The sequence below is a fragment of the Flavobacterium sp. PL02 genome, from assembly GCF_035013205.1.
Lineage (GTDB): Bacteria > Bacteroidota > Bacteroidia > Flavobacteriales > Flavobacteriaceae > Flavobacterium.
In genome coordinates this window covers 105654-120694 of sequence record NZ_JAYGJP010000002.1, presented here as the reverse complement: position 1 = coordinate 120694, position 15041 = coordinate 105654, and the positions used below count along the sequence as shown (strand labels likewise).

The 15041-nt window shown below is 31.4% G+C and carries 22 protein-coding genes; 1 reads left to right on the top strand and 21 read right to left on the bottom strand.

Going from position 1 to position 15041, the window contains the following annotated elements:
* Positions 1-2 precede the first annotated feature (2 nt).
* Positions 3-335 (bottom strand): PadR family transcriptional regulator, encoded by a 333-nt coding sequence (locus SHI72_RS08455; RefSeq protein ID WP_039112343.1) that lies wholly within the window; start codon positions 333-335, stop codon positions 3-5.
* Between the two features lie 188 nt (positions 336-523).
* Entirely contained in the window at positions 524-1003 is a 480-nt protein-coding gene (locus SHI72_RS08450) for a DUF4870 domain-containing protein (protein WP_240474690.1), read from the bottom strand.
* Between the two features lie 231 nt (positions 1004-1234).
* On the opposite strand from SHI72_RS08450, the gene SHI72_RS08445 reads away from it, so the two are divergent.
* Complete coding sequence (locus SHI72_RS08445; RefSeq protein ID WP_039112342.1) at positions 1235-1687, top strand: DUF4442 domain-containing protein; 453 nt, start codon at positions 1235-1237, stop codon at positions 1685-1687.
* Positions 1688-1925: 238 nt separating this feature from the next.
* On the opposite strand, the gene SHI72_RS08440 is transcribed toward SHI72_RS08445, so the two are convergent.
* The 19 genes from SHI72_RS08440 to SHI72_RS08350 form a co-directional block, all read right to left on the bottom strand.
* Positions 1926-2138 carry a hypothetical protein gene (locus tag SHI72_RS08440; protein ID WP_323489697.1) on the bottom strand — a complete coding sequence of 71 codons (213 nt, stop codon included), beginning with the start codon at positions 2136-2138 and terminating at the stop codon, positions 1926-1928.
* A gap of 639 nt (positions 2139-2777) precedes the next feature.
* Complete coding sequence (locus SHI72_RS08435) at positions 2778-3419, bottom strand: DUF6891 domain-containing protein (protein WP_039118077.1); 642 nt, start codon at positions 3417-3419, stop codon at positions 2778-2780.
* 47 nt (positions 3420-3466) lie between these two features.
* Positions 3467-4423, bottom strand: a complete 957-nt coding sequence (locus SHI72_RS08430; RefSeq protein WP_323489696.1) for a hypothetical protein — start codon at positions 4421-4423, stop codon at positions 3467-3469.
* An 80-nt stretch (positions 4424-4503) separates the two neighbouring features.
* Positions 4504-4866, bottom strand: coding sequence for a hypothetical protein (locus SHI72_RS08425; protein ID WP_052259398.1), 363 nt, complete (start codon positions 4864-4866; stop codon positions 4504-4506).
* A 43-nt stretch (positions 4867-4909) separates the two neighbouring features.
* Complete coding sequence (locus SHI72_RS08420; RefSeq protein WP_323489695.1) at positions 4910-5791, bottom strand: alpha/beta hydrolase; 882 nt, start codon at positions 5789-5791, stop codon at positions 4910-4912.
* A gap of 11 nt (positions 5792-5802) precedes the next feature.
* The gene (locus SHI72_RS08415) at positions 5803-6288 is read right to left on the bottom strand and encodes a DinB family protein (RefSeq protein WP_323489694.1); all 486 of its coding nucleotides are present in this window, start codon (positions 6286-6288) and stop codon (positions 5803-5805) included.
* A gap of 12 nt (positions 6289-6300) precedes the next feature.
* On the bottom strand, positions 6301-6981 hold the full coding sequence (locus tag SHI72_RS08410) for a GNAT family N-acetyltransferase (protein WP_323489693.1): 681 nt from the start codon (positions 6979-6981) through the stop codon (positions 6301-6303).
* Positions 6982-7062: 81 nt separating this feature from the next.
* On the bottom strand, positions 7063-7251 hold the full coding sequence (locus SHI72_RS08405) for a hypothetical protein (RefSeq protein WP_086895157.1): 189 nt from the start codon (positions 7249-7251) through the stop codon (positions 7063-7065).
* A 60-nt stretch (positions 7252-7311) separates the two neighbouring features.
* Positions 7312-7944 (bottom strand): LysE family translocator, encoded by a 633-nt coding sequence (locus tag SHI72_RS08400; protein ID WP_039118074.1) that lies wholly within the window; start codon positions 7942-7944, stop codon positions 7312-7314.
* 275 nt (positions 7945-8219) lie between these two features.
* Entirely contained in the window at positions 8220-8747 is a 528-nt protein-coding gene (locus tag SHI72_RS08395) for a MepB family protein (RefSeq protein ID WP_323489692.1), read from the bottom strand.
* 87 nt (positions 8748-8834) lie between these two features.
* A complete protein-coding gene (locus SHI72_RS08390) occupies positions 8835-9761 on the bottom strand; it encodes an alpha/beta hydrolase (RefSeq protein ID WP_323489691.1) in 927 nt (308 codons plus the stop codon).
* Between the two features lie 51 nt (positions 9762-9812).
* On the bottom strand, positions 9813-10343 hold the full coding sequence (locus SHI72_RS08385; protein WP_039118071.1) for a hypothetical protein: 531 nt from the start codon (positions 10341-10343) through the stop codon (positions 9813-9815).
* A 20-nt stretch (positions 10344-10363) separates the two neighbouring features.
* A complete protein-coding gene (locus tag SHI72_RS08380) occupies positions 10364-11200 on the bottom strand; it encodes a hypothetical protein (RefSeq protein ID WP_323489690.1) in 837 nt (278 codons plus the stop codon).
* Positions 11201-11240: 40 nt separating this feature from the next.
* Positions 11241-11789 (bottom strand): hypothetical protein, encoded by a 549-nt coding sequence (locus SHI72_RS08375; RefSeq protein ID WP_323489689.1) that lies wholly within the window; start codon positions 11787-11789, stop codon positions 11241-11243.
* 74 nt (positions 11790-11863) lie between these two features.
* Positions 11864-12436: a pentapeptide repeat-containing protein gene (locus SHI72_RS08370; RefSeq protein WP_039118068.1), complete on the bottom strand. Its 573-nt coding sequence runs from the start codon at positions 12434-12436 to the stop codon at positions 11864-11866.
* A gap of 41 nt (positions 12437-12477) precedes the next feature.
* The gene (locus tag SHI72_RS08365) at positions 12478-12678 is read right to left on the bottom strand and encodes a hypothetical protein (protein WP_039118067.1); all 201 of its coding nucleotides are present in this window, start codon (positions 12676-12678) and stop codon (positions 12478-12480) included.
* 70 nt (positions 12679-12748) lie between these two features.
* A complete protein-coding gene (locus SHI72_RS08360; protein ID WP_323489688.1) occupies positions 12749-13669 on the bottom strand; it encodes a helix-turn-helix domain-containing protein in 921 nt (306 codons plus the stop codon).
* 70 nt (positions 13670-13739) lie between these two features.
* Complete coding sequence (locus tag SHI72_RS08355; RefSeq protein ID WP_323489687.1) at positions 13740-14300, bottom strand: hypothetical protein; 561 nt, start codon at positions 14298-14300, stop codon at positions 13740-13742.
* A gap of 35 nt (positions 14301-14335) precedes the next feature.
* The gene (locus SHI72_RS08350; RefSeq protein ID WP_323489686.1) at positions 14336-14983 is read right to left on the bottom strand and encodes a GNAT family protein; all 648 of its coding nucleotides are present in this window, start codon (positions 14981-14983) and stop codon (positions 14336-14338) included.
* Between the last annotated feature and the right edge of the window lie 58 nt (positions 14984-15041).

Below are 15041 nucleotides of genomic sequence, written 5' to 3'. Positions count from 1 at the left end.
GACTATTGTTTTTGATTGGTGATTAGTGTTACAGCATCCGAAAGTTCATTCCAGGTGCCATTTAGTTCGTTTAAAAATGTCTGACCTATTTCAGTTAATCCATAATATTTTCGTGGTGGTCCAGAAGTCGATTCTTCCCAGCGATAATTAAGTAAACCGTCGTTTTTTAATCTGGTTAATAATGGATAAATAGTTCCCTCTACAACCAGTAATTTTGCGTTTTTCAAAGTGTCTAATATTTCCGATGTATAAGCATCTTTTTCTTTCAGTACAGATAAGATACAAAACTCAAGAACACCTTTGCGCATCTGTGCTTTTGTGTTTTCAATGTTCATAATTTCATTTTGTTTTGTTTAGATTGACGTTTCGTTTTTTGATCGATGATTGGTGATTGATTGATGATTTTTTTTGAAGCTTTTTCCTGCTCTCCGCTATATCTTTTTCTGGCAAAAGAGCCAGAAAAAGGATGCCGCTTCTATCAGGGCTAGGCTCATATATTGTATATAACTTTTAATTTTTACAATTACTTAATAAAAGGAATCGTAAGTGGGTATTTGTATAATTCTCCGTTCGAAGCTTTTATCGAAGCATAAATAACCAAGAAGAACTCAACTACTTTAAGCATTCCAAAAATTAAGATTGCTAAAACTCCAATACTTAAGATTCCGATATTGTCCCCAAGATTAAAATTATTCATTGTAAAATCGTTGTCATTAATAATTACATCCATCGGAATGTTCTTGAAGATTACAAAAACAAAAATTGGAATAGCAATTAATGCAAGAATCAAAGTGTATAATAATAAGCTCAACTGAAAATTTAAAGCTTGTTTACCATGATGATTCACAAATTCTGACTTGTCTTTTTTACTCGACCATAATAATATCGGGAAGATATAATTCCCAAAAGGGATAAAATATTGAGTTAATGTACTCAAATGAGTAAACGTTGCCATGTTTCTTTCTGATGATGTTTCCATGATTAGTGGTGTTGATGTTTCCATGATTAAAAGTATATAGTAATTTCTTATACAAATATATGGCTAAAAGACAGTATCTTGTTTTGCATAGTACTAATTATTAACAAAATTTTAACAAAGTTGAAATTTATTTTCTATAAAAAAGGTATTGAAAACCAGTGTTAAGTATTGCTTTTATTGAGGTTTTAGGAAAAAAATAGCAATTTATTGTGCGTGCATAGTTTTTTTGTATTTTTACATAAAAATCAAAACGGTATGGCAGTTTCAGTTTCTAAACTCAATAAATTTGTATTATTCAAATTACCATCGGCCTTCATTTGTGGAGTACGAGTAAAAGAAATCAACGATAATAAATGTGTTGTAACGGTAAAACACCGTTGGATAAACCAGAATCCTTTCAATTCTATGTACTTTGCAGTACAAGCCATGGCAGCCGAACTTACAACAGGAGCATTGGTAATATCCGAAATCCAAAAAAGCGGACGCAAGATTTCAATGCTAGTGGCAAATAACAAAGGAAACTTTACCAAGAAAGCAACTGGGCGTATTACATTCGTATGTAACGACGGTCATTTAATAGCCGAAGCTATCCAAAGAACAATCGAAACAGGAGAGGGGCAAACCTTCTGGATGAAATCTATAGGAACCGATGAAAAAGGAATTCAAGTATCCGAAATGGATTTTGAGTGGAGCGTACGTGTAAAATAACGATTTAGCCATAGATAAAGAGTTACAATTGTCTATATAAGGAAAGGAAGGGAAAGGAACGCAGATGAAACGGATCTTTTAAAAGAATCATCAAACAGATTTAAAGTTTGTGAAAGAAAATCTGTTTTCATCTGCGTTTTCGCGATAGCGAATCCGTTTCATCCGCGTACTAAGCACATAAACTTATAAAAAAATGCCTCAATTACTTGAGGCATTTTTTATGGAATACAAAGAAGTATTATTTCTTAGCGCAACATTTTTTGGCATCTTTGCCAGCCATATCTTTATCACATTTTTTTCCTTCAGCTTTGCATTTAGCTTTACATTTTTCGATATCAGCTTTGCTCATTGTTTTCGAACAAGTTTCTTTTTTAGCAGTTGGTTTACCTTCTTGAGCGCTAACACCCATAGAGAATAAGGCAATAGTTAGAACAGTGATTACTTTTGTCATTTTGTTAGGTTTTTTTGAATGTTGATGATTTCATTTTTAGATAGTTCTAAAAATATAAATCAAATATAATATGATTTACTCTTTGTAAGAATAAGAGTAACGTTAATGTTTTTATAAAATCTTTTTAAGGTTCTTAGTAAAGGTTTAAAAGGTTCAGAGGAACAAAGGTTCAAAGGTTCAAAGGTTTTTTGTAGAGACGCACAGCAGTGCGTCTACATAATATAGGTTTAGACATAAACTAACCACAAACTTGTCTTTCTGAGGAACGAAAATATGAGCGATAGCGAACTGGTGAAGCAATCACCGCAAGAAACTCCAGAATCTTTGTCTAGCTACTAGTAAAGATTCTTTATTTTTCGGAATAGCAATACCCGCATATCTTTGTCAAAGTTCAAAACCAAGAGTGTAAGGAACTTTGAAAAAGCTCAAGTTTAAAGTTGGTCTGCACAATTTTGTCATTTCGAGGTACGAGAAATCTTCGCGAGAAGCTCGACAAAGATTGAACTTTCGTTACGGAGTTACTTGCTAAGATTTCTCGTGCCTCGAAATGACAAGTTTGGGGATTGTTTTGTGTAAAACTAAAGTTTCTTACACTCTTGGTTCAAAATTTTGACAAAGATTATGGAGTCTCTCATAGAATTATTTTACCATAAACTGCAATACCCTATTATGATTCAACAAATCCTCTTCAGAGTCATTATAAACTTTCTGCCAATCAAAATTTGGAATCTCTATTTTGGTTAGAGCAGTTCCGTCCCAAATTATTTCGAAGCCATTATCTTTTAGTTTTTCGGCTACTTTTTTACCCACTTCTATTGTAACCGTATCATCCGAATTATCTATTTTCTGAAAAGCAATCATCAAGTTTCTAGTATCAGGGTCAATAGCTCTTTCTAAATCCTGTCCGTGATAAAAACAATACCCATCCGATTGTACTTGTTGTTTTCTTAATTCTATTTCTACCTCAACAACTTCGTATTCGCCTTCGCTGGTGGTGTAACCTGCATTATGAAGCGCAATAATATTTGATTGGCTCAGTTCATTAAAAGCTTTTACAAGTCTTTCGGTATCAGTTGGTGATTTCCACGTTTTACTCGCTTCTAGATGTTTTTTAAATTCGGCATCAATAGTTGTATTAACCCATTTTTCTGAGACGTCATCTTCCATTTCTTCATCTTCAACTTGTTCCCAAGTCATTTCTTTAATCTCATCAATAGGAAAAAATCCCATTTTTATTTGGTTCACTAATGAATCGTATATGTATTCTTGATCTTCGGTCATGATTTTTAATTTAGAGTTTGGGATAATTTATTTTATGATGGAGCAAATTATAATTTTACTTTAAATTCTTTAGAGGCATTATATTCAGGCTCGTAAATAACAAATTCATTATCTAAGTTTGAAACTGCTGTAATTATAATGTATTCTGGATTTTTGGACATTATATTTTCAAGTTTGATATGTTTCTTAAATTCATCAAAAGTAGCATTTGGGTTTTTTGATATAAAATTATAATAAGTACTATCTATCTTTCCTGTCCAAAGAAGTGAATTTTGAGCTCTGTTTCCATCATCAGATACTATTAGGTTTTTATTTTTGTCAAATAATAGTATTTTAATATTTCCATCATATTTAAAATCATAAAGTTTTTTTAGAATAACCTTGTTGCCAATTATTTCTACGACTTCATATTTTAGATGGTTTAAGACGATAGTTTTTCCAGTATCTTGTTTCGTTAATTTCTGAGTAGAATAATCAGTAAGAATTGATAACTCATAAGTAATAGTACCTTTTAGATTTACATTATTAGTAAAAGCAACAGTTTGGTTTTCGATACTTCTATATTCAAATTCAGAATTAGAATTTTCTTTTATTTTTCCTCCCATGCTATTAGCATTGGAATTTCCCATTTTAATTTCTTTGTTTTTGGAGTCTTTTAGTTCACTATTCGTGCTCTTTAAGCTAACGATGCCAAACAATTCTTCCTGATAATAGGTTGGGAAATCAGAATTTAATAAAACATTGAGATGGTTTTTATCTTTTTGTTCTAATGCGATTTTTGCGTTTGTAATAAAAAAATCGATATAAGTAACCAAGTTATCTTTACTATATTTTGATTTAATGAAAGTTATGTCAGGATTATAGGTAACTGATTTTACTTTTTCGAGACTAGGTTTTTTATAGTCTTTGTACATTTCATAGCTAAATTTTAATAAGTCTTCGTTTGATTGTGAAAATACATTTGAGCTTAGAAATAATAAAAAGAAAAGAGTAATATGTTTCATTTAGGTCTTTAGGATTAATTGTAGGATTGGATTAACTAGTTTTATTTCTTGTAAATAGTCTATGTGTTATAGAGCTAATATTAAAGCTCAGTCTTTGGCACTTTCAATCCACACCAAGTAGTTACATCTTCAGGATTAAATCCCGAGCAGTTACTGATATTGGCTTTTGGGAAAACAAGCACATTATTATTAGTATCACTTAAGTTAAAGTAATAATTATTAGAATCTTCTCCATATCTCCACACGTCACTAGAACCATCATTATGCACAGTTTCATTAAAAGTGAAAATAGAAGATTGTTTAGGAATGAAGTATTCTTTCTCGATAACAAGAGAAAATATGTTTCCTAAAATAGGAGTGAAGAATAAAACAATAAGGAACGCAAACAGAATGATAAGAAATATATTCTTTTTACTTAGAGTCCTTTTTTTGTTAGTGTTCATATAAGGGAGTTAATATATTTGGTGCAATTAATATTCTTTGATTTTATTTCTCGTAAATAGTTTTAGGATAAAAAGCTTTAAAAGCATTGTAAACACCTTGATGAATTACAGTCGAGTGAATTTCGTTTTGAATATAATCATAATACACTTTAGTATTCTTTTCGTTATTTTGCTTTAGCATTTCGCTTAAAGAAACGGCATCATCATACATTGTTTTATCTTCTTCTTTATTGCAAGCAGCAATATATACTAGTACAGGTTTGTTATCTTTTTCTTTAAGCAATTTAGGAGCTTCTGCTAATAATGATTGATCTCCCCACCATAAACTTGGGGCGATGATTATATAGTTGTCAAATAAATTTCGGTGTTTTAATAAAATTTCTGTTGCCAGAAGTCCAGCCAACGATTCACCGATAATAGTTTTGTGATTACTTGTGTTGAACTTTTTATCGATATAAGGTTGGAGTTCTTTTTCTAGAAAAGCAATGTATTTATCAGAACCACCATATTGAGGGAAGCTTTTTTTCTTGAATCCCATTTTTTCAACAAAGTCCAAATTGGGAACGGCAAATGTAAAATCGCGTCTTCGGTTTGTATTCTCTATCCCTACAACAATAGATTTAGGGAATCTGGCAATCCATGATTGGGTATTAAATCGTACGATTCCTGTAATATGAATAAAGTCTTCTTCGACACCTCCATCCAGAATGTATATAACAGGATATTTTGTGTTGTCTTTTTTATCGTATCCTTCGGGTAAGTATATGTTTATTGTTCTTGTTTCGCCAAGTTCTGCCGATTTTAATTTATCAGTAATTCCAAGAACTATCGGTTGACCTTCGTCTGTATCTTGTTTGTTTTTAGTTTGAGCAAAATTCTGACTTGATACTATAAGGAAGGTAAAGAGGTAGAATATTTTTTTCATGAAAGGGTGGATTATTGGCGTACGATTATTTTATATTTTTCGATTTGGCGGCGATGTCTCAAGACGTGCACAATGGCATGTTCCATGATTTGTTCGATATCGTAAATTTGCCCCCAAGAAGTTTTTAGTTTTTTAGCGTTATCTGATTCCTCAAGCTGATTGTCGTTTATGTCTTTAAAGGAATCTACCATAAAAACAAAGGAATCATTTAAATGATTGGTATAATCATGTATAGAAGTATGAAATATTTCATCTCGAAAATCTATCGATTCCCCTTTAAATCTTCGAATGTAAATTGCATAAGCATAACCTGAACAAACAACATGAGATAAAATCGTCTGGATTGATTTGCAGCTATCGTCTGTTGTTTGGGTGTCTACAATAGTTATAAGTTCAGCATCTGAAATGTCCGAAATTGTATTTTGTAAATCTATGATTGTCCGTTCATATTCATCTAGTAATGCGCCACTAGCCCCTTGTCTATAAGTTTTTGTCATATTATAAATTATTTATTTTGAAATATGCCAAAGGCTCATTTTACGTCTGGTTGAGAATCCTAATTTTTCATATAGTTTTATAGCACCAATATTACTTTCGACTACGTGTAAATATGGTGTTTTATTCTGATCAAAAATATTGTTTACGGCGTGAGCAATTAATTGTTTGGCATAACCTTGTCCTGTATACTCAGGATGAGTAACAATTGCGCTTACCTCGGTAAAGTCATCCATTTTCATACGTTCGCCTGTAACTGCAATAAGTTTATTGTCTTTAAATATTCCGAAATAATTACCTAGTAAAGCAGTTTTTCTTTTAAAATAACCAGGTTGAACCAAACTAACTAGTTCAAATAAAGCGTCAATGTGTTCGCTAGTTGTAAGAGCAACGATGTTTTCTTTTATTTCAACATCTATTCGGTCATGAATAATCATTTGCAAACAAATCAATTCGTTTTTCAATTCAAGTTGATCTGAAAGTTGAGGTTTCTCACCAACTATAAAAAAGCCATTTGTTAATTTCGAATATTCATCAATAGATTCTGAAATGTTTTCAAGGATTATAAATCCTCCAAAAGGACAATAATCAGGATTGTAAAATTTGATGTTATTGTAATTTATTGAAAATTCCTGGTGCGTTTCAGATAAAGAATACCAAGCGGGATTGTCTAATTTTGTGTAATCGGTATTCATATGTTTGGTATTGCCAGAATTACTTCGAGCGTTTATTATTGTATGCTTTTGCCTAAAGATTGAATAGATGTTTCTGAATATTTAGTTTGTCTTTAGTTTACCTTTCTTTGCTCTTTCATAAATAAAAGAACCAATAATGTAGAACCAAATGAGAGTTGATACACCAAGAAATGCATCTCCAATGTTTTTAAAACCCTGAAGTTTAATCACTGCTCCGGTAACTAAACCTACAGCTGCTAAAAACAAGAGTAATCTGGAAATCTTTTTCATATCGTGTTCTTTAAATTGATTTTAAATGATTTTACTTAGAAAGGTAATTATTCGTTAAAATCATCTTTTTGTAAGTGCGACTTTTAGGCCAAGTAAGATAAAAACAATTCCAGTCATTTTGTTTAATCGACTTTCGGCATTTTTGTTTTTATTAAAAAGAGTTGCAACATTACTTCCCATTAATGCCAAAAATGAACACCATATTAAGGTTATGATAAAGATGATGAATCCTAGTAATAAGTATGGAACAGGATTGTTTATCTCTGAACTTTTTACAAATTGCGGTAAAAATGCTAAGAAGAAAATTGCAATTTTAGGATTTAGAACATCGCTTAAAAGTGCTGTGAAAAATAACTTTCTGTTAGCGGTATTTTTAACTTCAATAGATTTTATTTCTGTTTGATCTGCTTTTGCGGTAAGCGATTTATAGCCCAGATAAAATAAATAGGCAGCTCCTAAATATTTAACTATGCTAAATGCCAGTGCCGATTGTGCCAGAATGAGCGAAAGCCCAAATGTAGCTGCAAGTGTATGAACGATTAGTCCTAAACTAACTCCTAATGCCGAATATAATCCTGCTTTTTTGCCTAGCGAAATACTTCTTGTTAATACCATGATAGTGTCAATTCCTGGAGTAATAACTACAATTGTTGCTGCTATTATAAATGTTCCTAAGCTTTCTATTCCTGTCATGGCTATCGTTTTTAGTATTAATAATTGATTTTGTATTAACTTAAATCAGTTTTGGGTAATTATTCTTAACACATAGGAACATAGGTTTTGTAAACTCAAAAGAGGCGTTTCACTTATTAAAAAGCCATATAGATGACTATGTGAAAGGAAGATGTTTCTTTTTGTCTTCTTTTTACAAAGAAAATCTATGTTTCTATGTGTTAAATGTTTTTTAGAATTACACACTATGGGTTGAACTTAAGTTCTAAGCATTAGCTAAAATATGAATTTATTTATCACGAAATTAATTTTTTTATTAAATCCAAATCTACAGGTTTATCGCTCGGTAGGGCAACAAAATAATCTAATTGCCATTGTTGTGTTTTCTGTGCTTGTTTACTTGTTGTATTGTCCCAAGGTGGATATACACGAATGGCACGTTTGCCTTCTTTCTTATCATCAGATAAAATTCCTTTTTGGTGTAGTATCGATTTCGGAAAAATAAATTGTCCAAAGTGAGAACCATTTCTAGTGCTTACAATAAATAAATCGATATCATCTGTAATCTCAAAAGGGGCAATAGGACCTTTTAGGCTTCTTTTCCACAACGTAACAAATTGTCCCACTTTTGTTGGGGTAATTTTTGCCACACGGTATATAACAGCCTGATTGTTTATTTTAAAAGTGTAAGCGCCATAATCGGCACTTTCTGCTTCAGCTATAGGTTGCGAACATTCTAAGTTGCAAGTATCGTATAGTAGTTCTTTTGCTTCAAGCAAATCGTTATGAATGGTATTTGTAGACCAAATGGTTGAGGTTGTCATGCTTTGTTATTAGATTTCTGAGGATTATATAAAATTTAAACTACCTAAGCCGTTTAGTTTTTATTTTCGTTTAAATTATTGGAGAGGTTATTTTTTATTGGTTTTCAAAATCCAATCAATACAGTTATCAATCCATTGTACATCGCTGGTAGGATTATCCATCCCGAAACCATGACCACCTTTGGCATAAAAGAAAGATTCTACTGGGACTTTGTTTTTTTGCAAAGCAGCAATAAATACAAGCGAGTTTTGTACTATAACATCAGGGTCATCTATGGCATGAGTAATAAATGAAGGAGGAGTATTTGGTGTTACATGCAATTCATTCGAGTATTCTTCAATTTCCTCTGGAGATGCATCTTTTCCAAGCAAATTATTTCTGGATCCCATATGTGTTAAACTATCTGTCATACTAATAACAGGATAAGTAAGAATCATAAAGTCGGGACGCAAATTGGTTTTTAACGGATTGTCGATATATGATTTGGTATAATGTGTTCCCGCAGTTGCAGCCAAATGTCCTCCGGCAGAACTACCCTGAATTCCAATTTTGTTTGGATTTATTCCCCATTTTTTGGCATTTTCTCTTACCAACTCAATAGCACGTTGTGCGTCTTGTAAAGGAACTATTTCTTTGTTTTCGACATATTTTGCAATCGGTAATCGGTATTTTAATACAAATCCTGCTATTCCGCTTTCATTTAGTTTTTTTGCAATAGCATAACCTTCATGATCAATTGCCACGCCCGAATAGCCACCACCAGGACAAATAATAACGGCAATTCCTGTAGCTTTATTTTTTTCGGGAAGAAAAACAGTGAGGTCTGGAGTAGCGACTCTTGTAATTACAGTGATTTTTTTTGCACCAGTGTCATAAACCATAACGGAATCTGTTAAGTCTGCAATTTCTTTAGCGTTTGGGACTTTACCGTTATATAAAGGGATAATATTTTGGGCATATTGAGAGTTAGACATTCCGACAAGTAAATAAAGAGTTAAAAGTAATTGTTTCATGAAGTTGTAAAATAGAACTTGAAATATAAGGAAAATATCAGAAAGAACGATTTACATTATCTTTCTATTCTCGGTTATTGCAAGTTCATATTCTTCGGAGTTGTGTAGCTTTCTTAGATTGTCTATTAAATAATCTATTTGCGCAAGACCTATTTCTTTATACTTTTTGATGTGTTCCTCACTCAGTTTTATCTCTCGTTGTGCATCGGCAAAACCTCCCAGAAAACACCAAAGAAAGTAATCGTTATCTCGTTTCTCAAAAATATAATCCCAATCTTTCCAATAAATTAGTTTTCCTTTTACCTTTTTAATCTCCAAATAAACAGGCTTAATTTTAAAATGCTCGTATTTGGTACATGAATAACGATGAGATTTTATCTTTTCGTTTTCAAGATATTTTTTAATTTCTTCAATCTGGTTGTGATTAAGATTGTACTCATAAGTAAGCTGTTTTATGAGTTCGTTGTCATCTATAAAAGCTGTATATCTAATAAATTTATCCAGTTTTTCGGCCCATTCGGTAACAGAAAGATCTTCACGTGTTATGAGATTTGTATTTTTAGAATTAATTATAAAAATCATTGTTAGGAGTTTACTGTTGGTTAAATCGAATTATTTATTTGCTTTGATCGACCTCTGTATAATATCAATAACTTATTTAGAGATTTCATATTTGTAGTATAACTATCTATTTGCAAATATTCTCTCCCACCAGGATAATCGTATACTAAATAATAATGTCTGTTTTTTCCAAAGCCCTCACAGATTGCTTCTTCGTTCTTTATAGATTCCCAACTGTGAAACTTTGTTTTTATGGTTTCTATACCTTTTTCATCTAAAATTATCTGAGGTGTAGTATTTATAACTTCTCTGAATTCTTTGTAAGTTAAATAAAGACCTGCGAATATCAATAGTATCCCTAAAGGTAGGCTTCTGGAATTAAATAGTAAGTAACCTCCAAGGATAATGCTTGAAATACCTAAAAGCATTTGGATTGAATTTTTGCTTTTTGAATAAAAAATTATAGTTTGTTTCGGGATAAATATGTTGTCTTGAAACACGTCTTCCTTTTCAAATTTTAATAGTAACGAATCCCATTTCTTTTTATCTCCAGAGCTTTTTATTTCAGCTTTTTGATAAAAACTGTTATCCAAGCCAATTAGCCTTTCCTGAATAGCTCTTTTTTTTAATTCATGGACATTTCTAACATTTTTAAACGCCCAAATCCTCCACTTGGTAATTGTAAGGCACCAATATAAGCAAGCTAAGAAAAAAGGAAGGATATATACAATTGGTATAATTAACCAACCTGTTACGATGTTTTGAGTTTGAAGAAAAATAGCAATAAAAATTGATGTAAATAATATTGTTCGTGCGGGGTAATTAATTAACCATTTACCTTTTTTAATGGCGTTGTCTACAGTTGTTTTTTCGTTCATCTGGCTTTATGATTCTCCGTTAACTATTTTTTATTTACTTCTAATTTCGAATGATTTTCTCGAGTTTATCTAATTCAGTATTTAATCCGAATCCTTCGGTATCTACTTTAGTTCCTATGAATTGAGAGATACCACATCCAAAACAAACTTTTGCTATTCCGATTATAGACTCCTTTCTTTTGAAAATAAAGATATCGCGATATTCAGGAATACAGGAAGAATATTCATTTTGTAAGGAATCTTTTTGACTAAAAATATTTTCCACTTCTTTTTTCTTTTCTCCGTTTAGTTCTTGTTTTACAAAATGGATTTTTTTTAAATCGGATTCAAAGTTAGGTTCTGAGATAGAATCAGGATAATGGCCAGCTAATAGTTGGCCTAGATTTTTTTCGTCGTTAGTCCCGTTTTTAATACATAGAATATCAATGATTTTATCTTCTGAAATGTCCAAATAGTAATGGTCAATTTTATCAGATTCGTAGAATTTTTTCAATTCTTTTTTTGAAGTAATATTTTCTTTTGGAATAACTTTCGTTGAATTGTTGCAGCTTATAATTGTTAAGATTAGTAATAAGTAGTATTTCTTCATATTAGCGTTTTATTGTTTTAATAGAACGAAAATACAAATAAAAATTCTACCATAATCAAGTCTTTCTCTTAGATTTACTCAATATCTAGATTGAATTTCTCTAATAATCCTGCAAGTTCCAGACGGGAGAATTTTGCATTTTTGACTCTGTTTTCTTCTGGGTCGAAAGAATAGTTTTTTGCAGTACGAAAATCTGCTTTCTCAAGAATACTTCGTACAAATGTTGCGTTCGAAAGATCACAGTTTTTAAATACAGCTTGAGTCAAATCGGCTTCGGAGAAATCTACATCTTTTAGAGAACAATCGAAGAAGTTTGTTTTCTTTAATTTTCTTTGTAAAAAAGTAGAGTAGTCCAGGATACAACCCTGAAAGTTCATGGAGAATAAAAAGGCATTACTGTCACTAAAGTCTAATCCCATTAATTTGCAATCAGTAAATTTAATGTTTTTCAATCCTGTGTTTCGTAGTGTTGCCAAAGAGAAATTACAGTTCTTAAAGTTGCAGTCTATAAAGTCGTTATTACTTAAATCGCTTTTAGAAAAGTTACAGTTTATAAAATCGCAATTGAAAAATTCGAAATCAACTAATTTCTTTTCTGAGTAATCGATGTTTTCAAATGTCTTGCCTTGTTGAAGTAATGTGTCCATAATAAATTGATGATGAAAGTTAATTGTTGCAAATGCGATATTTATTCTAATTCGATACAATCAAAAACATGGTTGTTTAGTATCATTTCGACTATATCGGCTTCACTATCAATTCTTAAAATATTATCCCAATCTTCAAGGTCAAAATTCCACTTTGCGTCTGGTAATAATTCGTTAAGGATTGTTGTTGCCGATTCTAATTTCGATTCTGTGTTTACCGAAGTTTTGAAAACGTAAATCATTATTTGCTTTTTTTAGTTTGCAAATGTCAATAATAAAGAGACAATTCTATTAGGATTCAATAAGCAGGAGTTAGGATTTATCAATCATTTTTCGATACTCAATAGGAGTGACACCTTCGTGTTTTTTGAAGATACGACTAAAGTACGATTGATCATAATGCCCTACCTGTATTGCAATTTCGTTAATGGTAAGATTGGTTTGGTATAATAAGTATTTAGCTTCTAGTAGGATTGTTTCGTCTATCCATTTTGTAGGCGATTTTCCTGTGACTGATTTAACCGATTTGTTTAAATGATTTGGAGTGACATTGAGAATCGAGGCATAATAACTTACCTGATGTTGGGTTTTTATATGTAAATAAATAAGTTCTTTAAACTTAGTTGTAAGTGTAGTTGCTGCGGTGAGGGTTTTATTGGTTTTTACGGCGTTCTTGTTTATTTCGAAAAGTAAAGCAATAAGGTATGGTTGTATAATATCCAGATTGGTACCGCCAGTTTCTGTATATTCAATGAGTAAACGATTTAATAAGTTCGAAATAAATCCAGCTTCTTGTTTTTGGAAATTTACAGTAGGATTTCCCCAAACTTTCAAAAAATCAAAATCATTTAACATTTCCCGATTACCATATTTCCCAATTAGGATATCCTGATGAAACTGACATATAATGCCAGTTATCTTTTTACTCATAAAATCTATCGAGTAAATTTGTCCGGCAGGAACGAGTATCATTTCATTTTCCTTAGTAGTATATTCTTCAAATCCAACTTTTAATTTGTGAACTCCAGAAGTGATAAAAAGTAACGTATGGCAAATGTGTTTGGATGGAGGTACAGGATATTTTAGTTGATTTACATCTTCAAGCCTCAAACAAAAAAAATGTTCTGAATTTGATTTAAAGAGATGTTCTACAGTATTTTCAGATTCAAGGAACTTATCCCGAAAATCTTTTGCACCATAGGTTTTTATATCTTCCTCTTTTTTCTCTTTCATTTTCCTGTTTAGTATTCGTAGTAAATTTTACTCAGCGAAAATAGGAATTAAAAATAGGTTTCTTGTTTACTTATTTCTCAATTTCAATCCCAAAACCATTCGTAGGGAAGATTACCCAACGATCATTTACTTTCATTGCTTTGTTTACTTTTAAATGATATACTTTATTATCATTTAATTCGATTATGATTTTTAAGTCATAAGTTGCGGCCTCAATAGTTACTTTATTTCTTATGGTATTAACTTTTTTAGTTTCTACTAAAGTAGATTCTGTTTTAACCAATTTGATGTTTTCCCAATTAAATAAAGAATGCGCCTCCGAAATAAACTGATTTATACGTTTGATATCTTCCGGTTTTCTTTGTTTTCCTTTTCTAACAATTAACTTTATTAAATCCTCATTAGATTTTAGTCTAGAAGATTCCTCAGGAGTTATTGTGCCATTTACAAAACCATAAGCAGCATTTTCTTTGGGAGATATAAACAAAGAATACAAATCTTCTGCATCTTTATCTTTAATGCTATTTGTAATTTCGATGGCAAATTCATCAATAGTTACTGGTTCACTACATGAAACTAATGTGATGAGGCTAAAGAGAAGAATGAGTTTTGTAAATTTTATATTTTTCATTTTATGAATTTTGTTTTTGGATGGACTAAGATGTTTTACTCGACATCAGATTTAAGAAGTGAATATAAATTCAAGTCGATAAATTTATCGTAAAGTAATTCTCCTTGGCGAATAATGCCTTCCTTGGTAAAGTTAAGTTTTTCTGGGATTGTTTTGCTTTTAAAGTTCTCGGTTCCGCATTTTATTTCGATTCGGTTTAATTGTAAACCCGAAAAACCAAAGTTAATAATTGCTTTACAAGATTTAGTTATAATCCCTTTTCCTTGTAGGTTTTCGGCAAGCCAATATCCGATTTCTCCAATTTTATTCTGACCATCAATTTTATAAACGCCAATTCTTCCTATGACTTTTTCATTATCAACAATAACAAAAGCATACTCATTTCCGTCTTTGTTTCGTTGCATTGTCCCTTTTACAAAATTCTCCGCAAATTCAACTGTTTGCATTCTGTCTACAAATGGTAACCATTCTCTTAAATGTGTTCTGTTTGCATCAACAAGATCAAAGATTGGTTGTGCATGATTCTCGTGGATTAATTCAAGTTTTAGATTTTGGTCTATGGTTATGGTCATGATTGGATGGTTTTCTTCAGCTAATATATAAATATTTCTCAAGAATTTTCTCAATTTTGTCTTTCCGAAGAATGAGGATACGAGCAATGGCGAACTGGCGAATATAAACATTGCCAACGGTTTCAACCGGAGTGCAATGCATTTTCATAATTCGTATACCACGGTTGAA